Source organism: Onishia taeanensis (assembly GCF_900100755.1).
In the GTDB taxonomy this organism is placed as follows: domain Bacteria; phylum Pseudomonadota; class Gammaproteobacteria; order Pseudomonadales; family Halomonadaceae; genus Onishia; species Onishia taeanensis.
On record NZ_FNCI01000010.1, the window covers coordinates 93,889 to 118,745 of the forward strand.

At 59.7% G+C, this 24,857-nt stretch carries 25 protein-coding genes; 12 read left to right on the plus strand and 13 right to left on the minus strand.

The features are described from left to right. Positions 1–2: 2 nt before the first annotated feature. Positions 3–1,028: a ubiquinol oxidase subunit II gene (gene cyoA, locus BLR71_RS12535; protein WP_092526901.1), complete on the minus strand. Its 1,026-nt coding sequence runs from the start codon at positions 1,026–1,028 to the stop codon at positions 3–5. 67 nt (positions 1,029–1,095) lie between these two features. On the opposite strand from cyoA, the gene BLR71_RS12540 reads away from it, so the two are divergent. From BLR71_RS12540 to BLR71_RS12565, 6 genes are all read left to right on the plus strand, one after another. Further along, positions 1,096–1,488, plus strand: a complete 393-nt coding sequence (locus BLR71_RS12540) for a hypothetical protein (protein ID WP_139172628.1) — start codon at positions 1,096–1,098, stop codon at positions 1,486–1,488. Between the two features lie 87 nt (positions 1,489–1,575). Next, positions 1,576–2,394 carry an outer membrane protein OmpK gene (locus BLR71_RS12545; protein ID WP_281241773.1) on the plus strand — a complete coding sequence of 273 codons (819 nt, stop codon included), beginning with the start codon at positions 1,576–1,578 and terminating at the stop codon, positions 2,392–2,394. A 60-nt stretch (positions 2,395–2,454) separates the two neighbouring features. Next, positions 2,455–3,723 carry a NupC/NupG family nucleoside CNT transporter gene (locus BLR71_RS12550; protein ID WP_092526910.1) on the plus strand — a complete coding sequence of 423 codons (1,269 nt, stop codon included), beginning with the start codon at positions 2,455–2,457 and terminating at the stop codon, positions 3,721–3,723. 188 nt (positions 3,724–3,911) lie between these two features. Continuing rightward, entirely contained in the window at positions 3,912–4,346 is a 435-nt protein-coding gene (gene cdd / locus BLR71_RS12555) for a cytidine deaminase (RefSeq protein ID WP_245696443.1), read from the plus strand. Positions 4,347–4,553: 207 nt separating this feature from the next. Continuing rightward, a complete protein-coding gene (locus BLR71_RS12560) occupies positions 4,554–5,540 on the plus strand; it encodes a J domain-containing protein (RefSeq protein WP_092526917.1) in 987 nt (328 codons plus the stop codon). Further along, positions 5,541–5,969, plus strand: coding sequence for a J domain-containing protein (locus BLR71_RS12565; protein ID WP_175491674.1), 429 nt, complete (start codon positions 5,541–5,543; stop codon positions 5,967–5,969). Between the two features lie 89 nt (positions 5,970–6,058). On the opposite strand, the gene BLR71_RS12570 is transcribed toward BLR71_RS12565, so the two are convergent. Next, positions 6,059–8,413 (minus strand): mechanosensitive ion channel family protein, encoded by a 2,355-nt coding sequence (locus tag BLR71_RS12570; protein WP_245696444.1) that lies wholly within the window; start codon positions 8,411–8,413, stop codon positions 6,059–6,061. A 215-nt stretch (positions 8,414–8,628) separates the two neighbouring features. Here BLR71_RS12570 and BLR71_RS12575 point away from each other — a divergent pair, with 215 nt between their 5' ends. Continuing rightward, a complete protein-coding gene (locus tag BLR71_RS12575) occupies positions 8,629–9,636 on the plus strand; it encodes an amidoligase family protein (RefSeq protein ID WP_092526920.1) in 1,008 nt (335 codons plus the stop codon). Continuing rightward, a complete protein-coding gene (locus BLR71_RS12580) occupies positions 9,633–10,292 on the plus strand; it encodes a gamma-glutamyl-gamma-aminobutyrate hydrolase family protein (protein WP_092526923.1) in 660 nt (219 codons plus the stop codon). Before BLR71_RS12575 ends, BLR71_RS12580 begins: the two co-directional genes overlap by 4 nt. Positions 10,293–10,525: 233 nt before the next feature. On the opposite strand, the gene BLR71_RS12585 is transcribed toward BLR71_RS12580, so the two are convergent. From BLR71_RS12585 to BLR71_RS12605, 5 genes are all read right to left on the minus strand, one after another. Further along, a complete protein-coding gene (locus tag BLR71_RS12585; protein WP_092526926.1) occupies positions 10,526–10,957 on the minus strand; it encodes an OsmC family protein in 432 nt (143 codons plus the stop codon). Positions 10,958–11,226: 269 nt separating this feature from the next. Next, entirely contained in the window at positions 11,227–11,727 is a 501-nt protein-coding gene (tpx, locus tag BLR71_RS12590) for a thiol peroxidase (RefSeq protein WP_092526929.1), read from the minus strand. 99 nt (positions 11,728–11,826) lie between these two features. Next, a complete protein-coding gene (locus BLR71_RS12595) occupies positions 11,827–12,447 on the minus strand; it encodes a DUF1415 domain-containing protein (protein WP_092526932.1) in 621 nt (206 codons plus the stop codon). A 132-nt stretch (positions 12,448–12,579) separates the two neighbouring features. Next, the gene (gene nfi / locus BLR71_RS12600) at positions 12,580–13,284 is read right to left on the minus strand and encodes a deoxyribonuclease V (protein ID WP_092526977.1); all 705 of its coding nucleotides are present in this window, start codon (positions 13,282–13,284) and stop codon (positions 12,580–12,582) included. Between the two features lie 31 nt (positions 13,285–13,315). Then, positions 13,316–13,732, minus strand: a complete 417-nt coding sequence (locus BLR71_RS12605) for a DUF1499 domain-containing protein (RefSeq protein ID WP_217629329.1) — start codon at positions 13,730–13,732, stop codon at positions 13,316–13,318. Between the two features lie 190 nt (positions 13,733–13,922). Between BLR71_RS12605 and BLR71_RS12610 the strand changes: the two genes are divergently transcribed. From BLR71_RS12610 to BLR71_RS12620, 3 genes are read left to right on the plus strand one after another with little or no spacing between them, the layout of a single operon-like run. Continuing rightward, the gene (locus BLR71_RS12610; RefSeq protein ID WP_092526983.1) at positions 13,923–15,212 is read left to right on the plus strand and encodes an exonuclease SbcCD subunit D C-terminal domain-containing protein; all 1,290 of its coding nucleotides are present in this window, start codon (positions 13,923–13,925) and stop codon (positions 15,210–15,212) included. Then, on the plus strand, positions 15,209–18,532 hold the full coding sequence (locus BLR71_RS12615) for an AAA family ATPase (protein WP_092526935.1): 3,324 nt from the start codon (positions 15,209–15,211) through the stop codon (positions 18,530–18,532). Before BLR71_RS12610 ends, BLR71_RS12615 begins: the two co-directional genes overlap by 4 nt. Before the next feature lie 53 nt (positions 18,533–18,585). Continuing rightward, positions 18,586–19,449: an SDR family oxidoreductase gene (locus BLR71_RS12620; RefSeq protein ID WP_092526938.1), complete on the plus strand. Its 864-nt coding sequence runs from the start codon at positions 18,586–18,588 to the stop codon at positions 19,447–19,449. 216 nt (positions 19,450–19,665) lie between these two features. Here the strand turns inward: BLR71_RS12620 and BLR71_RS12625 are convergent, their stop codons facing one another. The 6 genes from BLR71_RS12625 to BLR71_RS17495 all read right to left on the minus strand — a co-directional run bounded on the left by BLR71_RS12625 (position 19,666) and on the right by BLR71_RS17495 (position 23,851). Next, on the minus strand, positions 19,666–20,589 hold the full coding sequence (locus BLR71_RS12625; protein ID WP_092526941.1) for a phosphatidate cytidylyltransferase: 924 nt from the start codon (positions 20,587–20,589) through the stop codon (positions 19,666–19,668). Continuing rightward, positions 20,586–21,224 carry a lysophospholipid acyltransferase family protein gene (locus BLR71_RS12630; RefSeq protein WP_092526944.1) on the minus strand — a complete coding sequence of 213 codons (639 nt, stop codon included), beginning with the start codon at positions 21,222–21,224 and terminating at the stop codon, positions 20,586–20,588. Before BLR71_RS12630 ends, BLR71_RS12625 begins: the two co-directional genes overlap by 4 nt. 175 nt (positions 21,225–21,399) lie before the next feature. Beyond that, positions 21,400–22,014 carry a CDP-alcohol phosphatidyltransferase family protein gene (locus tag BLR71_RS12635; protein ID WP_092526947.1) on the minus strand — a complete coding sequence of 205 codons (615 nt, stop codon included), beginning with the start codon at positions 22,012–22,014 and terminating at the stop codon, positions 21,400–21,402. 218 nt (positions 22,015–22,232) lie between these two features. Continuing rightward, entirely contained in the window at positions 22,233–22,691 is a 459-nt protein-coding gene (locus tag BLR71_RS12640; RefSeq protein WP_092526950.1) for an ABZJ_00895 family protein, read from the minus strand. Positions 22,692–22,811: 120 nt separating this feature from the next. Then, on the minus strand, positions 22,812–23,090 hold the full coding sequence (locus tag BLR71_RS17490) for a hypothetical protein (RefSeq protein WP_139172630.1): 279 nt from the start codon (positions 23,088–23,090) through the stop codon (positions 22,812–22,814). Positions 23,091–23,218: 128 nt separating this feature from the next. Next, positions 23,219–23,851 carry a hypothetical protein gene (locus BLR71_RS17495; protein WP_139172632.1) on the minus strand — a complete coding sequence of 211 codons (633 nt, stop codon included), beginning with the start codon at positions 23,849–23,851 and terminating at the stop codon, positions 23,219–23,221. A gap of 770 nt (positions 23,852–24,621) precedes the next feature. Here BLR71_RS17495 and BLR71_RS12650 point away from each other — a divergent pair. Next, a partial coding sequence (locus BLR71_RS12650; protein ID WP_139172634.1) for a transposase family protein occupies positions 24,622–24,857 on the plus strand: 236 nt, incomplete at its 3' end.

The following is a 24,857-nucleotide window of genomic DNA, read 5'->3' on the forward strand; positions in this document are numbered from 1 at the left end:
ATTTACTCCGCTGCCTCCGCGCTCATGGGCTCGCCATGAGACTCGTCCGATTCGCTGTGACCGTCATCGCCGTGGGCTTCGTCACCATGGTCACCATGACCGGCACCGTGACCGAAATCATTGGCGTAGCTGTCAGTGAACTTCGCCACACGCGCTGCGTGATCACCGCCGGCATGGAAGCTCTTGATGATGCTCTCGTAGAGAGCCGGGGATGTCTCAGAGAAGTACTGGATCTCGTTGTTCTCGCTGGGAGCAGCGAGATCGTAATACTCATCGGGGAAAGTCAGTGACTCGGACGACTCACGCACCTTGGACACCCAGGACTCGAAGTCCTGCTGAGAGCCGACGTGGGCGTCGAACGTCATTTCCGAGAAGCCCGCACCACTGTAGTTAGTGGAACGACCGGGGTAGACGCCTTGCTCATCCGCCACAAGGTGAACGTCGTTATCCATGCCGGCCATGGCGTAGATCTGGCTACCCAGACGCGGAATGAAGAAAGAGTTCATGACCGAGCCGGAGGTGACGCGGAAACGCACCGGCGTGTCTACGGGGAATGCCAGCTCGTTGACCGTGGCAATACCCTGTTCCGGATAGATGAACAACCACTTCCAGTCCAGAGAGACCGCCTCGATGACGATCGGCTCATTGGCATCGTCGCCTTCGGCCTGAATGGGCTTATGTGGATCCAGGCTATGTGAGGTGTACCACGTCAGCACCGCCAGGAAGGCAATGATCACGCAGGGCACGAACCACACCACCGCTTCGACCTTGTTGGAATGGTGCCAGTCGGGACTATAGGTGGCATTCCGGTTGCTGCGACGATAGCGCCAAGCGAAGGCGATAGTCATCACGATTACCGGAATGACAACGATCTGCATCAGACCGAACGCAGTCAGAATCAGGGTTCGCTGCTCTTCCCCAACCTGCCCCTTAGGATCCATCAATGCCGAATCGCACCCTGTCAGTAACAGGGCAAGCGACGCGAGCACCAGCGGACTCAGCACACGTAAGTACTTCTTTCTTCTCATCCTACGACCTCGTCAGGGCACGAAATCAGGCTAACCTTGCACGGATTGAAAATTAGCCGGCTAATGTATGCGCACAACAAATGCCACAGCCGTCGCGTCTTGGGTCCATATCCATGACCGCAAGCAGCATCCGATGCAGCAAAGAGTTAACACGCATCGCAACAAGACCTATGAGCAAATACTCAAGGAGGAAATGCTCAGCTACCACAAAGGTCTGGCTACACTGACCGCGTATCGTCTGAGAAATACCCCCCACGCAACAGTGACGATTTGTCGCAGGGGTGTCGCAGATAGCGCACAGGTGAGGCGACGCGAGGTGCCGAAAAGTGTAACACGAAGCGCCACCGGGTGGGATGGGGATGAGGAGGGTGTTAAGCACACCCTGGCAGTGGTGCAAAAAATTGTCAGTTCAGACACGGCCTTTGATACCATTCCGGCCAGCAGGTTCCTGCTTCTCTGAATGCTCCAGCATTCTTAACACCAGTGTCCCCAATCGACGCTTTCCAAAACACGCACTCTCAAAACAAAACTCAAGGCAATGGTTCTCATGTCCACCCTTTCCCCGCGCCGAGCCTCCACTCTACTTGGCACCAGCGCCCTTATGGCTATGTGCAGCGCGCCGCTCCAGGCCGCAGACATGGACCCGGTCTGGTCTTTCGCCAATGTCTCGGTGAACTACCTCGACTGGTCCGCCGGCACAGAAGATCGCACCTCGACCAACGCTGCCAAGAGCGACTTCACCTTTCTCGAGCTCGAGGGCGGCGCCGGCTTCTCCTGGGGTGAGTTTTACGGCTTCTTCGACCTGGAGAATCCGGGCAACGATCAGTTCGACGAGAAGAGCGGCGGCAAGGACAACTTCCGTACCGCCGGCAAGCTCACCTCTCATATCTATCTGGGTGACTCGCCCTTCACGATCTACGCCCACCTCTATGACTTCCGCGACTATGGCTACAACGGTCGCGAGCAGGACCAGGTGCTGGGCGTCGGCTACATCCACACCTTCGACAACGGCCTGTGGTTCAAGCCTTTCCTGGGTGCGGCGCGCGTGCAAAGTGATGGCTATACCGGCATGAACGGTTACATGGCCGGCTGGGTGCTGGGCTACGGCTTTGAGACGCTCGGCCAGCAATTCAGCATCACCAACTGGCACGAGCAGACCTTAGCCCGCGACGACGACTACCTCACCCAGAACTATGTCGGCGACAAGGCGGAAAGCGTTGGCACCAATGGTGCAGTTTCATTATGGTGGCACCCGATTTCGAGCCTGACTGCCGGCGTTCAGTACCGTTACTCGGATAATAAGCTGGGCACTCCAGAGGACTATCAGAACGCCATCATCTACACGCTCAAGTACAACTTCCTGTAATGCCCAGGGCCCGAGCCAGTTCCCGGCTCGGGCCGCATTCGCTGCCATGAAGGACTTCCCATGACCATAATCATGAGCCTGGTGGGGATGGCGACGCTCATCCTGATCGCCCTCGTGTTCTCCACCAACCGACGCGCTATCCGCTTGCGCACCGTGGGTGGCGCCTTCGCCATCCAGGCCGGCATCGGCGCCTTCGTGCTCTACGTGCCTTTCGGACAGGCCGTCCTCAAGACCATCTCGGATGCTGTCAGTCAGGTCGTGAGCTATGCCAACGACGGCATCGACTTTCTGTTCGGCGGGCTGGCCGACCCTTCAACGGCAGGCTTCATCTTCGCCATCAAGGTTCTGCCGGTCATCATCTTCTTCTCGTCGCTGATTGCCGTGCTCTACTACCTGGGCATCATGCAGTGGATCATCCGTCTGCTCGGAGGTGCACTGCAAAAGGTCCTTGGCACCTCACGCACCGAGTCGCTGTCAGCCACCGCCAATATCTTCGTTGGCCAGACCGAAGCACCGCTGGTGGTACGCCCCTTCATCAACAACATGACAGCCTCGCAGCTATTTGCGGTGATGTGTGGCGGCCTGGCTTCAGTGGCGGGCTCGGTGCTGGCGGGCTATGCCGCGCTGGGCATTCCCATGGAATACCTCGTCGCGGCCTCCTTCATGGCGGCACCGGGTGGCCTGCTGTTCGCCAAGCTGCTGATGCCGGAAACCGAGACGCCCAAGGATGACGACGCCGAGGCGATTCAACGCGTCGAGGACGAAGACCAGCCGGCCAACGTGCTGGATGCGGCCGCCTCCGGCGCTAGCTCCGGCATGCGCCTGGCGGCTAACGTCGGCGCCATGCTGCTGGCCTTCATCGGCCTGATCGCGCTGGTCAACGGCATCCTCGGTGGCATTGGCGGCTGGTTCGGCCTAGAGTCGCTGAGCCTCGAACAGCTGCTGGGCTGGCTATTCTCGCCGCTGGCCTTCCTGCTGGGCATTCCCTGGCAGGAAGCCACCCTCGCCGGCTCCTTCATCGGCCAGAAGCTGGTGGTCAACGAGTTCGTCGCCTACATCAACCTGGCGCCCTATATCGAAGGCGAGCAGATGGTCGCCGCCACCGGCGCGGCCATGTCATCGCATACCGTGGCGATCCTATCCTTCGCCCTGTGCGGGTTCGCCAACCTGTCCTCGATTGCCATCCTGCTCGGTGGCCTGGGCAGCCTGGCACCGGGGCGCCGCCACGAGATTGCTCGCTTCGGCGTCAAAGCCGTGCTGGCGGGCACCCTGTCCAACCTGATGTCGGCCACCATCGCGGGCTTCTTCATCGCCTTGGCTGCCGGCTGACGTCCGGCCCTTCGCCTCTTTACCGCCCCGCGCTCCAGGCCGGGGCGGTTTTGGTTGGCGTGCGCCATCGCCATGTCTCGTTGGCGAGATGCTGCCTGCTCGGCGATAGTCTGGAAAAGCGCACCCAGCCGGCGCGCCCTGCCCCGATGAAGCAGCGCCTAACGCGAACTGCCAAGAGAGCCTCTCCCATGCCCGACACTTCCCCCATCCTCGATGAGTCGCTGCGCGAGCAGTTGGTCGCCACCCGCGATCGCGCCTATGCGCCTTATTCCCAGCATCCGGTAGGTGCTGCCTTGCAAACGCCCGAGGGCGAATGGTTTTTCGGCTGTAACGTCGAGATAGCCAACTACAAGGGGCTATGTGCCGAGGCCTCGGCGATTGCCGCCATGGTCTCTTCAGGCACCCAACAGATCGCCACGCTTTACGTGATCGGCCCGGGCGAGCACTTGTGCACCCCCTGCGGCGACTGTCGTCAGCGCATCCGCGAATTTGCCTCCCCCGCCACGCGCATCCATGTGCTTAACGCTGCGGGACAAGTACTCAAGAGCTACGACATGGAGACCCTGCTGCCCGATTCTTTTGGCCCTGAAAACATCGGCAAGCCCTCGCCGATGAGCGGCTGACGAAGCCCCGGGCCTGGAAAGCGCCTTCCCCCGCGACGTAGCATGCCGACAGAGCCCTTGGACGAATTAAAGCCCCGGGGCCTGACGCCGATACTCCTTGGATAAGCATTTAGTGATCGGTATAAGTAGTCCCCGGCTGTCGACGCCTCACGGCTGCAGATGCCACACCATGACAATGATCGTCCCGTGAGACACTTCGGAGCCAGAATGCCCAGCGGTCGCTTCACCCCCTTCGAGACACTACTGCTGACCAGCCGTAGCCAAGCCGATACCGCCGGACTACTGCTGCTCGCCTGGGTGATGGCCTCGCGGGGACCTCTCACTGAAGCACAGCGCCGCCAACTCACGTCACTTGCCAGCGAATGCCGCCATGGCCATGAGCTGACCCCGATCTTCGACCTGGCCAACCGCCAGGACTTCGACGCCATCCAGCTCGCCGCCGAGGTGATGCAAAAAGACCGTGGCGGCGAACAGGCCTACCCCTTTCTGCGCCAGGCGATCGCCTTGTCCGTCATCGACGGCGAACCCAGCATTGCTCAGCATCATGTGCTGCGCTTTTTGGCCGACCTGCTGGGCGTCATCCCCTCCTTGTTTGCCACCCTCTATGCCGAACAGGCAGGCCGCCCCTACGCCGTGCCCGAGGACCCCAGCCGTCGAGATTACTGGCTGGCCAAGGAGCATCAGCGACAGCGGGAAGAGGCACGGCAACAGGAGCAGGATGAGAGGCGCCGCGAGCAGGAAGCGCGCGAGCGACAGGAAGAGGCGCTGCGCCGGCAGCGCGAGCGGGAAGCGCGAGAGAGGCAGGAAGAGGCGCTACGCCGACAGCGCGAGCGACGCGAACAAGAAGCCCGCGAGCGCGAAAGACAGCGCCAGGAGCAAGCTCGCCGGGAAAGAGCGCAGCAGGATCAGGAGAGAGCCAGACAGGAGAGGGCCCGCCAGGAACGCCATAACGCAGACCAGAACCGGCGCTGGCAACAGGCATCCCCCAATGACCCACGCGCCCACCGCGCCCTGGCGGTGCTTGGCTTGCCTCCCGGTGCCAATCGTGCCGAGATTCGCAAGGCCTATCGCCGCATGGCCCAAACGCACCATCCCGACCGTTTCTACGCCCAGGGAGAGGCCCGCATGGCGACGGCGTCTCAGCGTTTCCAGCGGATCAAGAACGCCTATGAATACCTGATGCGGGCTAGCTGAATGCGGGACCTCTATCAGCGACTGGGACTGCCCAATGATGCCAGCGATAAAGAGATCCAGCGGGCTATCGAAGCCTGCCAACACAACGCCCTCAAGGCCGATGCCGAGGTCGTGCTGGGCGACCCCGAGCGCCGTGAGGCCTACGATGCATTGCACGTCACCCTGCGCGATATCGGCCTGCTGCGCGCAAGGCTCGGGCTGACCCACGGCCCCTTCTGGCAGGACAATACCGCCAACGACTTCTCGCTGCCGCCGGACAACACCGGTGCCCGCCACGACCTGCTAATAGCACGGGTCGAGCGCGCCGTCGGCTTGCATAACGGTTGGCGCAAGTGGCGAGCCCCCTGGCTGCTGGCGGTACTGCTGACGGGCGCTACGCTGCTCGGCGCGGCAGCGGGTGCCGCGCTCTACCACTACTGGCTACTTTGAACGCCCACCACCGCCAGCCCCAGTCGCTCATCTCGACCAAAGCCACTGACCCTTAGCCGTTCTTCCAGCGCCCCACTCACGAAGCCTTGCTAGCTGTCTCCAGGCGACCCCTGATGGCGAGGCGCGCCGGGCGCCCTGCCCCGACCTGCCTCGCCCGCCGAACGCCCTAGCACATCACGTGCAGAACCTTCGCTCGCGCCCTCGGTTTCGGCCTCAGATTCGGGCGCCTGCTCATCGAGCGCCTCGCCGCCGCGACCTTCCATCTGCACGCTCAAACGCGGCATGGCGAGATCCAGGCCATCTTCTTCCAAGCGCTGCTTGAAGCGCAGATTGAAGGCACGCGCCACGTCCCATTGCATGACTGGGGCCGTACGCATACGCATGCGCAGCACCGCAGCGCCCTCCTCGAAACGTTCGATGCCCTGCATCTCGAGCGCCGACCAGATGTGATGACGCATCAGCGGATCATGGCGAAGGTCGTCGGCGACTTCCCGCACCAGGGTGATGCCATCATCGATCTTCATATCGTGGGGGATGCGCAGGCGCATCAAGGCGATGCCGAACTGGCGCGACATGTTATGAATCGACTTGATCTGGCTGAAAGTGATGGTGTGGACGATGCCATCGAGGTCGCGCAGTCGCACGGTGCGCAGGGTCAGCCCCTCGACGGTGCCCAGGTGTCCGCCCAAGTCGACGAAGTCATCAATGGCCAACGAATCCTCGACCAGGATGAAGATCCCCGTGATCAGGTCCTGCACCAGCGTCTGTGCACCGAAGCCGATCGCCAGACCGATCACACCAGCACCGGCCAACAGTGGCGTGACGTTAACCCCCAGATTGGCCAGGGCAACGATCGAGGCGATCACCACGATGGTCGCGAAGACCACATTGCGAACCAACGGCGTGATGGTCTGCGCCCTGGCGCTGTTGACACGCCGCCCCCGGGAGCGGGCCGAACTCGACAGCGCCCGCTGAATGGCGGTATCGGCAAAGATCCAAGCCAGCCAAGCAATCAGCAGAGTGAACCCGATGCTGATCAAGGCATGACCAATCCGTGCGCCGGCCGCCTCCTGGCCGACCCCCAGCAGCGAACCGCCCCATACGCGTATGGATAGCTCAGCGAAGGTCAGCCAACACAGCATATGTGCCAGGGCATACCCGAAGCGCTCGAGGCGGCGCCGGTACTGGGAAATGCGCCTACGCCCTTCTAGCGTCGCGCCGTAACGGCGCAGCAGCCCGTTGACCACCAGCGTCAGAATCAGCAGTGCCGCAGTGCCAATCGCCCGTGGCAAGGCACCACCAGCATCGCCGACGGTGATCAACAACGCCACCAGCGAAACGCCGACCAGCAGCAGGGCGGGCACATGCCACAGGCCGCCGAGTACCCGCACTACGTAATTGATCGTGCTTTGCGCCTTGCGCTGCGAATAAGGACGATTGCGAATCAGGTGTTTGATGGGCTGCTTGAAACGCAGAATGAAGATACCGCTCATCATTGCCGCCAGCAGATTGGTGACGATCGACAGAAACCCCGCCAGATCGCTTCCCAACTGAGCAACCAGCTGAGCAGAATCTAGCGCGTCACCCAGCGCTATAAATGCCCCGATCAGGAAGAGTCGCCGCAATGCCCTAGCCCGCAGGTAGCGCACCGCGATATAACGATGCCCGCGAGTGAACGCCGAGAACACCACCTCGCAGGCCGATGCCAACAGTCGTCCACACAGCGACACATAGGCGGTAACCAGTGCCAGGCTGACCGCGGCATTGGGTTCCACGAACTGCGATAGCGCCAGCATGATGGCAAAGGCGACCGCCCAGGGCAGCAGGCGGCGCAGGAAATGCACGCCCAGCAGCCAGGCCTTGGGTTCTCGCGGCAGTTCCAGCGGCACGCCAAAGCGGCCCACTAGCAAACGGGCAAGCGCCATAAGCGATAGCAGCAACCCAACCCACACCGACAGCAGCACGGCGGCTTCAACGGCCAGGCGCAGCAACGCCGCGTTACCGGCACTACTGGCAAGCTCTCCCACATCCTGCCAGGCCTGAATCAATCGCCGCTGCCACATATCAAGCGGCGACTTGCCCTCATCGGCCTGCTCCCCCAGCTCGTTGAAGGTGTCCGCCAAAGCCCCCAGCAATCCCTGAGGCCCGGCATCGGCACTCCCCCCTTCGACCTGAGCAGTGCTGTCGCGCAGCGCCTTGAGTTCCTCAAGCAGCTTGCCGCGCCGCTCCGCGTTGTCGAGCGTTGCGATCACGGTATCCAACGACTCGACCACGGCCTTGGGATCTGGCTGACTGCTGGACGAGTCACCGGAAAGTCCCGTTAGCCCCATGCCCGGCGCCTGTGCCTGCGCCATCGGTGGCACCAACAGCATCGTCAACAGGACCATCAGCCCCCATATCAACCGATGGCTGACAAGCGAAGAGCGTGGAGCAGGCTCGCTCATGAAGACTCCCTAGGTGTCTGATAGTGAAAAGAAAGCGAGAACCAAAAGAAGGCCTGTCATCGAAAAGGCCCATATTGCCAGGTCGTCAGAGTAAAGGAATGCCGGCGCCGAGGCATCCCGCGACCGCCTACCGAGTCAGCACCAGCGCCCCTGGTGGGTCGCCGGTCGAGGTATGATAGGCTTGCGGAGCCAATTCAGGCTTACGGGAGTGTGGCATGGATCCGCAATCGCCCCCTGTTACCACTACCGGGGAAGGCAAGCTCCGTCGTGTCGGCGTCGAGATAGAATTTGCCTGTGTCTCGCCAGCCGCCGCGGCGAATCTGGTGGCAGAACATGTTGGCGGCCAAGTCATCGCACTCAGCCCACATCGCTGGCGTGTGAAAGACACCCGCTGGGGAGAGTTCACCATCGAGCTCGATGCCAAGATGGTGCACCCGGACGACAAGATAACCGCCGCCCCACCGAGCAGCGACGACGAATGGGCCCGCCAGCGGCACCAGTGGCATATCGAGCTTCACACGCGCTCGCGTGAGTTGCTGGGCGACGTGGTGGCCGGCCTGGTACCGACCGAAATCGTCTGCCCCCCCGTGCCCTGGAATGAGCTCGGCGAGCTCGACACGCTGTTCGACGCCTTGCGCCGCCACGGCGCCAAGGGCACCGATGATAGCCTGCTCTACGGCTTCGGGTTACACCTCAACCCCGAAGTGCCGGGCACCGATGTCGACAGCCTGCTCGCTCACCTGCGTGCCTATCTGCTGCTGGCGCCCTGGCTGCGCGATCAGATCGACATCGACATCACTCGCGAAGTGCTGCCCCACGCCAACCCTTTCCCCAAGGCCTATGCCCTCAAGGTGCTCGATCCCGACTATTCGCCGGACCTCGACACCCTGATTGCGGACTACCTGCACCACAATCCGACCCGCAACCGCGAGCTCGACTTCCTGCCGCTGTTCGCCTGGCTGCGGCCTGACCACTCCAATCCCCTGCTTAAGACCGAGCTGGTCAAGCCACGGCCGACGTTTCATTATCGCCTGCCCAATGCCCATCTCTCGGCCAAGAACTGGGGCTCGGTGGTGGAGTGGAACCGCTGGCTTACCGTGGAGCGTCTCGCCGCAGACCCCAAGCGACTCGCCGAACGCGCCAATGACTTCCTTACCCATCATGCCCGCTCGTCCATGTCACGCTGGCTCGACAAGCTCAAACACTGGATGAAGGACGAATGACCCGGCCACTGATCGGTATTACCACCTCGGACCGCAAGAGTCGCCTCGCCTGGTTCTTCGACTGGCTGGCGGTCTGGCGTCACGGCGGCCGGCCACTGAGGCTATCGCCGTCGCGGCCGGTGCCGGAAACACTCGACGGCCTGATCATCGGCGGCGGCGACGACATAGAGGCGCACCTCTACGGCGGCGAAGTACGCTTCGGCGTCCGCGTCGACCCGGAACGCGATGCCCTGGAGCTTGAGCTACTGGAGCGCTTCATCCCCAGCCAATGCCCGGTGCTCGGCATATGCCGGGGTGCCCAACTGATCAACGTCTATATGGGCGGCACCCTGGACAGCGACATATACACCACCTACGAGGGCCTCAAGCGAAGGCGCACCGTGCTGCCGCGCAAGACCGTCGATATCGTCGCCGATAGCAAGCTGCACCGCATCCTCGACGTCAGCTGGTGTCGCATCAACAGCCTCCACCACCAGGCAGTGCAGGAAGCCGGTCGCGGCATCGAAATCGTCGCAAGGGATAGGGACGGTCTGGTGCAGGGCATCGAATCCCGGGAGCACGACTTCCTGATGGGCGTGCAGTGGCATCCCGAATGGCTGATCTTCAACCGTCCCCAGCAGCGACTAATCCGGGCACTGGTCGACGCTGCCAGCTGACCGCTCGCCAGGCAACTTCCAAGGCGCTGTCTGCGCATTCTTTCTATACGTTCTTGCTGCAAGGACTTACAAGAAAGGCTTATAGGAAAGATTTACAGTAAGTCCCGCCGAAACGACGACGGCCATCCCGGTGACCCCGGGATGGCCGTCGTGTGTTTGAGCGCTAGCAGACGCTCATGACTCGCTAACCTAGGCTAGCGCCTGGCGAGCCAGGGTGGTGGCTGGTCTAGGCGTTAGCTTTCCAGGCGTGCATCCAACGTGATCTCGGCATTGAACAGCTTCGAGACCGGGCACCCTTCCTTGGCCTTGTTCGCGGCATCGTCGAAGGTGGCCTGATCGGCACCAGGAATCTTCGCCACGCAGCTCAGGTGGATGGCAGAGATGGTGAAGCCGCTGTCGTCCTGATCGAGGCTAACGGTGGCCTCTGTCTTGATGCTGTCTGGCTCGAGGCCAGCCTCGCCAAGCATCATCGAAAACGCCATGGAGAAACAGCTGGAATGGGCGGCGCCAATCAGCTCTTCAGGGTTGGTACCGGCCTGGCCCTCGAAGCGCTGCTTGAAGCCGTAGGGGTTGGACGAGAGTGCACCGCTTTCTGTCGAAACCGTGCCCTTGCCCTCTTTCAGGCTGCCTTGCCATTCTGCAGAACCTTTCTTCTTGATGCTCATACTGTCTCCTTAGTACGTATCATGAGTACGTATCATGGGCACGGATAGGTAAGTATGGACCGTGCGACTCGTGAAGGGACTGATTTACCGTTTGAAGGTGCTGGCTGGAGCGACAGCTCAGGCGACTTACTCGATCAACTTGCAGCAGATACTCACTCAAGGTAGTCGCTCCACATACTTACTCAAAGCATTCGCTTAGAGTGCTTGCTCGAGGCGCCCGATCAGGGCGCGCAATGCGTCACTCCCATCAGGCGCCAAGGGCGAAGCCCTTATCCCAGGGCATCCATGGCCGCTTGGTAGTCTGGCTCGTCTTTTAGCTCGCCGACCAGTTGGCTGTGGATCACTTGGTCGTGTTCATCGATAACCACGACCGCACGCGCGGTAAGCCCGGTCATCGGCCCGGAAGAAAGCGCCACGCCATAGGCCTTATGGAAATCGGGATGACGAAACGTCGAGAGCGTTTCGACGTTGTTCAGACCCTCGGCGCCACAGAAGCGCTTGGCGGCGAACGGCAGATCCGCCGAGACCACCAGCACCACGGTGTTATCGAGCTGGGAAGCGTATTCATTGAACTTGCGCGTCGAGGTGGCGCAGGTCGGCGTATCGACGCTCGGGATGATATTCAGCACCTTGCGCTTGCCCGAATAGTCACCAAGGGTCACGTCCTCAAGCGCCTGATTGGTCAGGGTAAAAGCCGGCGCTGACTGGCCGCTCTGGGGAAGGTCACCATCGACCTCGACGGGGCTACCGGCACGGGTGATCTGCGTCATGTCACCTCCTATGGAGTAAGGCCCTCGGGATGAAGGCCCGTAAAACAGCATCTACCCACATCAATGGCGACGATGGTGGCGCTAATCAAGTGCCGTCTTTCAAGTGCGTGGCTCACCCGTCTTCATCAATGCCGCCAGCTTGCTTGCCAGCGCCTCGCCACCCAGCGCTGTCATGGCTGCAGCATTACGCTCAGGGATAGCCTCGGGGTCGGGATAGTGGCTTAGTGCCTCGGCGATGGCGTCTTCGCGCAGGAGATGCAACATCGGCCAAGGCGAGCGATTGGTGTAGTTGGCCGGATCGTCTTCCGCGACGCCGTCGAAACAATAGTCCGGGTGAAAACTCGCCAACTGATAGACGCCCTCGTAGCCCTGCTCCTCGAGCAGCGCCTCGGCAACGCCGAGCAGGTCCAGGTAGTCATCGAAGTCGTTTACCCCGTCGCTCAATACCAAAAGCGTGGTGGCAAGGCTTGCGTCCTCGTCCAGTCGCTGGCACTCGGCCAGCAGCGCACCCAGGGTCTCGCTCCAGTCATGGGCCGACACCGCCACGTAGCGAACGGTATCGCGCTGCACCTCGCGACCGGCGAAGGGGCACAGGTTGTGGCCGACTACCATGGTTTCGACCCAAGCACGGGAGGCGGCGATGGCCTGATCGGCAAGGGCACGGTTAGCAAGCGCATGCTCACCGATAACGGTAGTGGACGATAAAGAAGCGGAGGACATCGGCGGCTCGTCGGCAGGAAAGTGTCAGGAAAATGTGAAGAACCCACATTGTAGCCGATCGGCCTTCTTCAAGCGTGACGCATCATGAATGAGGCCTGGCGCAATATGGCGAGACACGGCGCCCGTTCAAGCTCAAGTCTGACCGCTGCCTGACTTCCGACCTCGCCGCGATGCCAGGCGGTCAGCCAGTCGCGTTGGCTCGGGAAGCTTGGTGCGCCCCAGGCAAGCCACCGTCCACTCGACGGCAGATGCCAGCGACAGCCGATGCCCCGGCGACACGTATACCGGTTTGACACCCACACGCGAACGCAGCACCGCGCCGATGACCTCATCGCCATCCAGCAGCGGCGTCCAGTCGCCGCGCGTATCAGGCACCTCGCCATGGCGGCCGCAGAGTCGCTTCTTGGCGATACCCAGGGTGGGCAGGTCGAGCCACAGCCCCAGATGGGCGGCGATACCGAGCCGTCGCGGGTGAGCAATCCCCTGGCCGTCTACCATCACCAAATCAGGGCGCCTTGAAAGCCGGGAGAACGCAGCCAGTGCCGCGGGTAATTCACGAAAGGCCAGCAGCCCAGGCACATAGGGAAAGCGCGTGGGCTCGCGATGCACGACCTCTTCGAGCACCGCAAGCCCGGGCCAGGCCAACACGACGACGGCGGCGCGAGTGATCGCACCGCCGTCCTCGAAACCGATGTCCATACCGGCGATGCGCTCTACCTCTGGCCGTTGGCCCTCTCGGGGTAGTCGGTCCGCTGCTTCAAGTCGAGACGCCAAGCGCTTTTGTAGCGCGATGGCTTCGCGGGGTTCCAGTGACCAATCGTGAAGGTCGGCCGTCAGTGGCCAGCGCCGTGTCGTAATATCATCTGAATTAATCGCAGAAACCCCAGCCCTCGAGCAACATGCGTATTTTCTCGACCCGCGCTCGGTTTTTGCCAAGATCGGTCACACCGAGACGCGAGGCACTGCGCACATGGCAGACGCCCTCTTCATCCGACCAGAAGAATTCCAGGTCATCGATGAACCCCAGCGGTGAATGGCATTCGGCATACAGATATGTGTCGGTAACCGTGATGACCTCGGCCTGTTCGCAGCCGGCAAGCGCCGTCTGCAGGCGCTTCATCAACTGTGCCGTGGTCCGGTCGCCCGGCTCCAACGGCGCGATATAGTGAGCCTTATCTTCCGCCTGGCTTGAAACGCTGCTTCGGCGTTTATCGCAACTGGCGAGACGCCCCTGGTGAATACCTAAGTTGGTGGGCCGCTTGCTGGTTAGCGGGTTAGTCATCATAGGCTGCATCCTTAGGCTTTATCCTGAAGTCCAGTTCAGATCCCCCACCTTTGCAAGTCGGCACAGGGCCCCTTCCCCCCAAGCGCTGAACGCTGAATCCACGTACACCAATCCGCGATGGCCCCTGCAGCGGCTTGCCCATTGGCAGTATGATGGTGCCCAGCCATTCATGGACGATGCGGAGTCCGCCTTGAAGCTGATTCACACCTCGGACTGGCACCTCGGCCAGACCTTTCACGGCCAGGAGCGCCACGTCGAGCACCGGGCGTTTCTCACCTGGCTGCTCGAGACGCTGGAGGCCCGACACGCCGATGCCCTGCTGGTCGCCGGTGACCTCTTCGATGTGGTCAATCCCTCGCTGAAAGCTCAGGAGCTGCTTTACGACTTCATCGTCGAAGCTCACCGGCGTCTGCCGTCGCTTGATATCGTGCTAATCGCCGGCAACCACGACAGCGGTAATCGGGTCGAGCTGCCCGCCCCGCTGATGCTTCGCCTCAACACCCATGCCCTGGGCCGCGTGCACTGGCAAGACGACGGCCAGCTCGATGCCGAGCGCCTGCTCGTTCCTCTCACCGATGCCGCAGGCGAAACCCGCGCCTGGTGCCTGGCGCTGCCCTTCCTGCGCCCTGCCGAGGTCACCGGCCGCACGGGCCTGACGGCGAACGAGGGCGAGCGAAAGGACGCCAATGGTGCTGTACGCAGTAAAGAGAACCGCAATGACTACGTCGCTGGCATCAGCGCCGTCCATGAACAGCTGATCGCTGCCGCACGCGACAAGCGCCAGCCGGATCAGGCCCTGGTCGCCATGAGCCATGCCCACCTGCGCGGCGCCGCCGTGTCCGAGGGCAGCGAGCGGCCGATCGTGATCGGCGGCGAAGAATCGCTTTCAGCGAGCCTCTTTCCCGACGATATCGCCTACGTAGCACTGGGCCATCTGCATCGGCCCCAGCAGGTCGGCGAAGCGCGCATCCGCTACAGCGGCAGCCCCATTCCGCTCGACTTCAGCGAAGTCGACTACCCCCACCAGGTGGTCGAAGTCATTCTCGACGGCGAGACCCTCGCCGCTACCGAGACGCTGCGGATTCCCCGCAGCGTCGAGCTCAAGCGCCTGGGCCCCGCCGACCTTGAAAGCGTGCTCGCCGAGCTCGATGCCCTTAATGACGACCCTGATCTCGCCACTGAGCGCTGGCCGTGGCTCGAACTGCGTATCGACCTGGATGGCCCACAGCCCGATTTACGCGGCCGGGTCGATGCCGCCCTGGAAGGCCGCGCACTGCGCCTGCTGCGCATCCATACCCGCTACCCCAAGGCAGGCGGCGAGGCGGCCGGCTCGCGCCGCGACACGCTGGATAGCCTGGGGCCCCAGGCATTGTTCGCTCGCGCCTGGGAGGAAGAGTACGGCGAACCCGCCGATGACCAGGTAAAACGCGACTTCGCGCTGCTGATGCAGGATGTGATGGACGCGGAGGCTGACACATGAAGATTCTCGCCATCCGCCTCGAAAATCTCGCCTCGCTTTCCGGCAGCCAGGAACTCGACTTCACCGCCGCGCCCCTTAGGGACGCCGGCCTGTTCGCCATCACCGGCCCCACCGGTGCGGGCAAGAGCACTCTGCTCGATGCCCTGTGTCTGGCCCTATATGGCAACACCCCGCGGCTGCGCGGCGCCCGCCAGGATCAGGCCCGGGTGCCGGACAGCGGCGACACCGATATGACCAGCTTCGACCCCCGCACCCTGCTGCGGCGCGGCACCAGCCAGGGCCATGCCGAGGTCGACTTTCTAGGCCGCGATGGTCGACGCTACCGCGCCCGCTGGGCGGTCCGCCGTGCTCGCGGCAAACCCAATGGCCGCCTGCAAGGCGCGGAGCAATCGCTTACTGACCTCGACGACGACCGCCTGCTGACCGCTCAGAAAAATGAATTCAAGGACCTGCTGCCGGAACGTCTCGGGCTCAATTTCGACCAGTTCACTCGCGCCGTCATGCTCGCCCAGAGCGAGTTCGCCGCCTTCCTCAAAGCCGACGACAATGCCAGAAGCGAGCTACTCGAAAAGCTCACCGACACCGCCGAGTACTCGCAGCTTTCCATCGCCGCCTTCCAGCGCGCCAAGGTCGCTAATCAAACCGTCGCCGAACTGAACACCCACCTCGCCGACGACCTGCCCGCCGAGCCCGACGCCCGCGCCGAGCTGGAACGCAGCGTGGATGCCGCCGAACGCGAACTGGATGCAAGGCTGCAAGAAGCCAAACGCCTGGAGGCCCGCCAGCAATGGCATAGCGCCGATGAGCGACTGAACGCGGCCTACCGGGAAGGCCGCCAGCAGCAGCAAGAGGCTGAAAGCCGCTGGCAGGCGCTCGGCCCCGCTCGCGCCGACCAGGCATGGCGACGCCTGATCGCCCCCAAGCGCCACCGGCTTGCCCGCCAGGCCGAACTGCCCGGCGAGATCGACCGGCTCGACAAGGCCCTTGCCAGCACCCGAAAGGCACAGGCAGACGCCCAGGCGGCGCAACAAAGCGCCACTCAGGAGCACACTAAGGCCCAGCAAGCACTGACGGCGGCCAGCCAGGCACGCAAGAACGCCGAGCCATTACTGCGCCAGGCCCGGGAGCTGGCCCAGCGACGCGACAGCCTGAACCAGCGGCTGGCGGATATTGAGTCGAGCCACGAGCAGTACCAACGTAAGGCGAATCAGACCAATGAGGCCCGCCGCAAGGCCGAGGCCCAGCAGCAGGAACACCGGCGCCGGCGCGACGAATGGCAGGCAAAGCTACGGGAACTGATGGGCGAGCACAGCCAGCTAAGCGACGCCCGTCAGGCGGCCCAGCAGGCCCACGACCAGGCCGCCAAGCGCCAGCTTTCATTGAGCACGCTGCACAGCCGCTGGCAGGAATACCTGCAAGCCCTTGATGCCCGGCAATCGCTGGTAAAGCGCTTGGAGAGTGACGAGGCGCGCAAGGCCCAGCTCATGGAAAAGGGCAAGGCCGCACGGCAACGGCTCGATGAGCGACACCAGCATCACAGCAGCGTGCAGGCCTTTATCGAACGCAGCCGCGCCGTGCGTAGCGAGAGCGTAATCAAGCTGCGCGAGAGCCTTAAGGAAAACACGCCCTGCCCGGTATGCGGCGGCCACGATCACCCCTGGCGTCACCAGCCGCCGGCAACCCCCGAAGCCGCACAGCTTGCCGCCCAACAGGCCGACGAAGACCGCCAACTCAGCGAAGCGCAGAGCGACTGGGAGCAGGCTCAGCAGGCCCGCGATGAATTGCTCGGCCAGTACCGCGCTCTGGAAAGCTCGCTTGAGCAGCAGCGCCGTGACCTTCAGGCCGCCGAGCAGCGCCTGACCGCTGCACAAAAGACCCTCGCCGAACAGCCGCTAAGCGCCGAACTCGAGGCCATTGATGCCGACGAGCGCGAGACCTGGCTGAACCAGCAGCGCCAAAAAAACGACAGCGCCCGCCAGCACCATGAACAGGCACTCGAGGCACTGACTCGCGCCGAAACCGAACTGGCACCGCTTCAGGAAGCATTACGACAGGACGAGCTAACCCTGACGCAGTTGGACACCCAACGGAAAAGCGTCGAAACGGAGCTTCAGGCGCTCTCCGAACGACTGCCGCCCCTCAAGCAAGAGCGCGACGAGGTTGCCCGCGAACTCAACGAACGGCTCGGCGAACATGACAGCGCCGATGCCTGGCAGCAGCGGCTCGATAATCGGCAGGCCAGCGCCCAGCAGGCACTGAATAGCGCCCTGGCAGCCCTGCATGAGGCAGAGCGCCGCCAGGGCGAGCTGACACAGCAAGAACGCCACGAAGCCGCCCAGCTAAAACGCCTTGAAGAGGAACGCGAGCCCCTGGAGCGAGAGCTTCAAGAATGGCGCCAGGCGAACCCAGAGCTGGATGATGACACCCTCGCCCGCTTGCAGGCCCAGCCCGAGGATGAAGCCAACCGCCAGGAGCGGGACATCCGCGAGGCAGAGCAAGCCCTTCAGCGCAGCGATGCTAGCCTGAACGAGCGCCGTGAGTTGTTACTTACACACCGCAGAGGTCAAGCGCTGGTAGATGAAGCCAGCAGCGAAGACAATGACCTAGCAAACAGTGCGCTGCTGAGTGACGACACCGCAACGACAATTCAGCAGCGCAAGGCAGGGCTTACCGAAGAGCTCGCCGAGCTAACGCCCAAGCGTGAGGCCGCACAGCAGAACCGGGATGACGCCGTTCACGCCCTGCGCTACGACGACCGCCGCCGCGCCCGCCAGCAGGCCGCTCAGGCCGAGCTCGATGCCGCCCGAGCCGAGCAGCAGCGCTGGGGCCGCATTAGCGCCCTGATCGGTTCCGCCGACGGCAAGGCCTTCCGGCGCATTGCCCAGGCCTACAATCTCGAACTGCTGCTCGACCACGCCAATGCCCACCTCGGCAACCTCGCGCCCCGCTACCGGCTGCGCCGGGGTGGCAGCCCGCTCGGGCTGCTGGTCGAGGATCACGACATGGCCGACGAGCAGCGCTCGGTGCATTCACTCTCCGGCGGCGAGACCTTCCTGGTGTCGCTGGCCCTGGCCCTCGGACTTGCCTCGATGGCCTCCGGCGAACTCGCCATCGAATCGCTGTTCATCGACGAAGGCTTCGGTAGCCTCGACCCTCAGTCCCTGGCGCTGGCCATGGAAGCGCTGGATGGCCTGCAGGCGCAGGGGCGCCGAGTCGGCGTGATCTCGCATATTCAGGAAATGCACGAACGCATCCCCGTCCAGATACAGGTCAATCCGCTGGGTAACGGCGCTAGCCGCCTGACACTGGTGGGAGACTGAGCATGACCAGTAGTGAGCAATCACATACCGGAATAAGCAACCAGGAGCAACGGATGACACAGGCCCCAGACACGGCGGCAAAGAGCATACTGATCACCGGGTGCTCGAGCGGCATCGGCCAGGCCGCAGCACATGCCCTGTCGAAGCGCGGTTGGCGAGTGTTCGCTACGGCGAGAGCCGAGTCCGACGTTAAGCGGCTGGAAGAGGAAGGCCTTGAGGCGCTGGTGCTGGATCTAAATAGCAGCGACTCGATTCAGGCCGCAGTGGAAGCGATAAAAGAGCGCACCGGCGGGCGACTGACGGCGCTGTTCAACAACGGCGCCTACGGCCAGCCCGGCGCGGTGGAAGACTTGAGCCGTAATGCGCTGCGCGAACAGCTCGAGACCAACCTGCTCGGCACCCACGAGCTCACTACCCTGGTGCTGCCGATGATGCGCGCCCAGGGACACGGCCGCATCGTACAGAACAGCTCGGTACTCGGCATTGCCGCCCTGCCCTATCGCGGCGCCTACGTATGTTCCAAGTTCGCTCTTGAAGGCCTCACCGATACCCTGCGCATGGAGCTCAAAGGTAGCGGCATTCATATCAGCCTGGTCGAGCCCGGTCCCATCACCAGCCGGTTTCGCGAGAACGCCTACCGAGCCTTCCAGGCGCATATTGATACCGCCGCGAGCGCCCATGCCGACACCTATCAGAAGGTAGAAGCACGGCTAGCCGGCAGCGACAGTGGCGGCGCCTTCACCCTCGGCCCCGAGGCCGTGGTGAAAAAGTTGATCCACGCGCTGGAAAGCCCGCGCCCGCGACCCCGCTATGCAGTAACGGTGCCTACGCACCTGTTCGCGGTGCTGAGGCGGCTACTGAGCACCCGCGGCATGGACCGCGTGCTGCTGCGCTCCACCAAGAGTGAGCGGGAGTGAGCTCAGGCACTCATTCAGGTGCTCATTCAAGTAGTCATTCAGGTGCTCATTTTCAAGTACTCATTCAGGGACTAAGGCCAGCACCCGACTTACTGCTTGGGCGGATGAAACTCTCAGTGCAGCAACATCGGCGCTCAAGCCCCTTCAATAGCGTTAGGCGTTGAAGTGGGTGTCCCGCTTTCCGGTGGCGGTGCAAAGCCTAGAGTGGTCAAACGTTCACCCCCACCAGTAACGCACCACATGGAAGAACACAGGTGCTGCGAAACAGACTGAGTCGATACGGTCGAGCATGCCGCCGTGGCCTTCTATCATATGGCCCCAATCCTTGACCCCTCGATCACGCTTGATCGTCGACATCACCAGGCCACCGGCGAAGCCCAGCAAATTAACGAGCAAAGCGATCAGTGCCGCCTGCCAAGGTGAGAAAGGAGTTATCCAGTACAGGCCAGCGCCTACCATCGTCGCTAGCAGCACACCACCCAGCAAGCCTTCAATGGTTTTGGATGGCGACAGCTTGGGTGCCACCTTGCGTTTGCCGAATAGCTTCCCGCAGCAATACTGCAGCACATCAGATAGCTGCACCACGAGGATAAGCCAGGCGATAAGCATCAGGTTATGCCCTTCAAAGCCTTCTATCTTCAGTGTCATCAATGCTGGGACGGTTGAGACGCAGTAAACGGCGATCATCAGTCCCCATTGAACTTTGGCAGTGCGCTCCAGGTAATGGGTGATATCGCCGCCGAAAGAAGACAGAATCGGCATCAAAAGAAACACGTATACGGGGATCAAGATACTGAACATGCCGTACCACTGTAGGCCTATCAGCAGATACTGTGCCGGCAACGCAAAATAGAAGGCAGCAACCAGGGCCAGGTAATCACCATCCCGCGTTGGCGTCAGGGTCAGAAACTCTCTCAATGCATAAAAAGACACCAGGAAGAACAGCAGAATCACGCCATATAGACCGAACATGAAGGCGATGCCGATGGTAAGAACCATCACCCACCATGCATTGATCCTGGCGTTGAGGTTGTCGATGACAGCATTGCGGCCCTTACGCCAGGCAAGCAGCCTACCTATCAGAGTCGCTAATACCAGGAGCAAGCCGATACCGGCAAACAACCACATTGTCTGGCTCATACATCCTCCCGTGACATATCAAGGAGTGCCAAACGTAGTCGTTCAAGGAACTCCATCTTGGTTTCCTCATCCTGGAGTGTGATCGGTGCGCCAAAATGCAACGTAGATAGCAGCGGCAAGGGCAGGTAGCGCCCCTTGGGCATGACGCGATTCAGGTTAGTAATCCAGACAGGTATCAGCTCTAAATCAGGGTGGGCATGAGCCAGATGATAGATACCGCTCTTGAAAGGCAACAGCGGTGACTCACTCAGGTTTCGCGTGCCTTCCGGGAAAAATATCAACGAGTCGCCATCTGCCAATGCCTGCTGTACGGGTGCCAGAGGATTGCCCTTACCCCGGCCCCCTCTTGGGACCAGCACGGCATTGAACACCCGCTGGCTGATAAAGCGCTTTAGCGCAGTGTTCTTCCAGTACTCAGCACCAGCAACCGGGCGGGTTCTCTTGCGGAGCAAAGCCGGTAGTGAGGCCCATAGCAGTACAAAATCAACGTGACTGCGATGGTTGGCGAAATAGAGCCTTTGGTTGTGATTTGGGTTGCAACCCAACCAAAGCGCTCGAGTACCTGTTATGAGCCTAGCGGCTAACGTAATGCATTTGGCGGTCAACTCGGCGACCCAGCCAGTCAGCGTATTCATGGATAACGACAAACTCCTGCTACAGGTACGAAAAATAACCATGCACAGCGCCCGCAGATGATTGCGGAGCCAATCACTGGCAGGTACGCCAGCAAGTTGCTGTGCAGAGACGCATGGCCCTAGATGGAAGACCTCAATGACCAAGTAAGCATGTTACTGCCTTACTTTGGGAAAATTAATTTTTTGTCTCGCTCTGCTTCAAGCCGGACTTCACCCGATTGAAGATCGTCAAACATAGCAAGAGGATGACCGCAGCAAAGACCAGGTTCAGCCAGAAGGCAGGCAACCAACCCAAGGCGACCAAAAGACCCAGAGTGCCAAATACCAATGCGCGATCACTCTTGCCCATGGGGCCATCATAGCGTCGGTCCGCTCCCACCATCACACCGAGCACCCCAGTGTACTCGCTCATAATAGCCAGGAGTGTCAAAGCGATGATCAGCGCAGGCTCAACCCCAGCTAGCAAGGCAAACGGCAGATAGAGAACCGCATCTGAAACGATATCGGCCAGTTCATTCAGGTAGGCACCAAGGCGAGACTGCTGGGAAAACTCGCGTGCCAACATGCCGTCGATGGCGTTGAGTGCCATTCTTATGAACATCCAAAGCGGGATAAGTGCAAATAGCCCGGGGTGCGGCAACAGACATAACAGGGCACCAAGTAATATAGACCCCACACCTGCCATGACGGTTACCTGATTGGCGGTAACTCCACTCTGATACAAACGTGTCACGAGCGGGCGCAAAAGATCCTGAAAGCGAGATTTCAGTTGATAAATAGATAGACTCATTCGCGTTAACATCCTTGCATGGATATGATATATCATCACCATCATACTTTAATATTGAGCCACTAACTATGTACACATCCAGGCTCCCTTGGCTTCTGAACAGTAATATAGGCTTTTTATAGTCAACCATACTCTGAAAACGAGTTCACAACAATAAAAATAAACCCTTGGTGCCTACCCGCTGGAGGTCGCAGACCCGAATAACCTTAAGATGATTTTCAAACCTTCCCTTTTTTCTGAAGAGTCTTAAGCTGCCTTTTAGCAAAGCCACCATAACACCATGATAAGATTAAAAAATATAGCAGTGACACAAACATGAACAGCCCAAGAATAATCAAAAAATTCATGCTTTTAAAAATCGCATATATGTATAAAAGACCATCAAAACCGGCCATTGCCAAGACAATTATTATTGAAGAATCTATAGATAAACCCCAGCAGGAAAACAAGGACAGCCAGACTAGCTTTGACTTCTCCTGCTTGCTCGGCATTCGCTTATTATCTTCTAAAAACTTACCTGCCGCATACATGGCCCCACCAATCAATACGGCAACAGACACACCAGAGTTTGCATCTATATCCAGGAAATATAATATTGCAAAAGCAGCAACCGACACTAATGCATAAGCAAAAAAGAACTTAATCACGTATTTATTTATATTAACGTCTTGTTCCACGAACAACCTTCCTTGATTATCCAAATTTTTTCAATCGACGACCTTATGATGCAGGCAAAGCCGAAGTGAGTCAGATATGCAGCGGGGAGGGGTAAGTCCACTTCCCTCTTGCATGGCTGGCTAAGATTTTTTCTCAGGAACAATTACCACTGAAAACGTTTTATATTTTTTATTCAGCACCTTCTTTAGTATAAAAACAGATAAAAAGATTGCAGCCATATAACCAAGAACACCTGCTGTAACTCCAGCCACCTCTGGATCTGCCTCTAATGCCTTAAAAATAAAACCACATAGAAAGCCAATAACAACAATAACAAGCATACTGAAAACCAACAAACGCCATACATAACTCCACCAAACTATCAGAGCTCTTCTCCATGTAACTTCGACCTTTTCCATTTTCCCCTTCCTATGTAAGACTTTTAACGCTTGCAGCACGCGCGGCCTTGAAATGGAGCCGAAGGCGCAATGGAAAGGGCGTCGCCGTGCCTGCACTTGTTAAATGTGGTTGCCACGAAGCAACAGCCCTATTTTTTGTCAGAAATTGCTGATATGCCTTTAACGTTGAACCAGTTCTTTGAGGCGAGCAACGGGGAGGAGAATCTATTGCTCGAAGACCCCACCCTTGAGCAGGAATTTATTAGACTATCCATTGCCGTATCGATGCCTACATCTAGATAAGCCGTCGAAGCGGAACCTTCTGTGGTACAGCGCACAGATGGATGTCCAATCTCGTCCAAGTAATCATAAAAAGTGCCCTTAGCTACAGCCATCCCGTAGATTCTCCAAGCGTACTTCTTCCCAAGATAGTGCCCACTATTCGCACTATGAACGACCCGCTGATCAGACTTGGTTGTTTCTACAGCACGAAGTTGCTCTCCAAGGATGCGAGCTACATTGTGGCTGACTACAGGATCAACTTCGTCCGCTTTAGCAGATGCTGAAACATCAACGATGTTCATTCCATTCTCGACGTCGTACCCAATATTGTACCTCTCACCTTGTGTAAAAACTGGCTCTCTATTGGCAATAAACTGGTAAACGGTCGATGTAGTTTCTGGTGTAAATTGGTGCAAAAACTTCCCTGTCCCAGGGTCGGGGGTAATTCTGTAGTTGCTTACTATCACAACTGGAGTTGTTTGCAGATTCCTGGATCTCATGGATCCCCCTTATTTGGTTCCATTTAACGCCACCATAAATTGCGGCTTTGGAGTTGGTGTTTGTGGTAGCGTAGCGTTAAACCACAAACAACCAACGGAGAAGCCGTCAATTTGATGGCTTTGTTAGCTTTGGATTTAGCACGATACATTTTTAGTACGCCTAAACTCAGTTTTACTACGACCACCTGCCTGCCAGTGAGATTAAATTTACACCGGCACCAAAATTACCGAGCACACCCAACCGATACCACGATACTAAACTTTTACCGAACAGGTGAAGCGAAAATTCCCTGCCCAACTTGCCAACCATGATTGGCGTTTTTTGCCAATGGTGGTTGGCGACTAGCGGCACGACTCACTGCCTACGAAGTGCGAAAGCCACACGACAATAGTGGTGTGGCTAGTACCAAAACAAAACCCTGCCACCAAATACTTAATCGAACCACAAAACTCAGTGCACCACGGACACTTGGCGCAATGCCAATAAAGCTAACAGTGATTATACAGAACGCTCGTTTATTGACTTGAACGACCTAGCGCGTTCAAGTCAATAAACGAGCGCGCCGCTCCCAGCCTAACCCATTGATAAAAAAGACTTCTAAAAATAGCTTGGCTACCTATGCAGAATTCGCGTGCCTGCGCGTTTTGCCAGATCCAATAATACTGTACAAAACCGGCTCTTCACTTCTTCTGGTGGGTAACTCTTTATTTACTTGCCAATTTTGGTCACTGTTATCCCATCCGATTAATCCGATGGATGGTGACCAACGTTGGATCAATGCACTCTCTACGAACAGATCCTGGGACTCCCCTCTCCCTGGTTTGTCTCAGGGGTCGAACTGGATAAGGATCAGGGAGAAGTTGTCGTTCAGGTCTGTCTGGATCGCAGCGCCAAGCTTGACTGCCCCCGCTGTGGTCATGCCTGCCCGGGCTACGACTCCCGGGAACGTCGTTGGCGACACCTCGATACCTGTCAGTTTCGAACGCAAGTCGTTGCTCAAGTCCC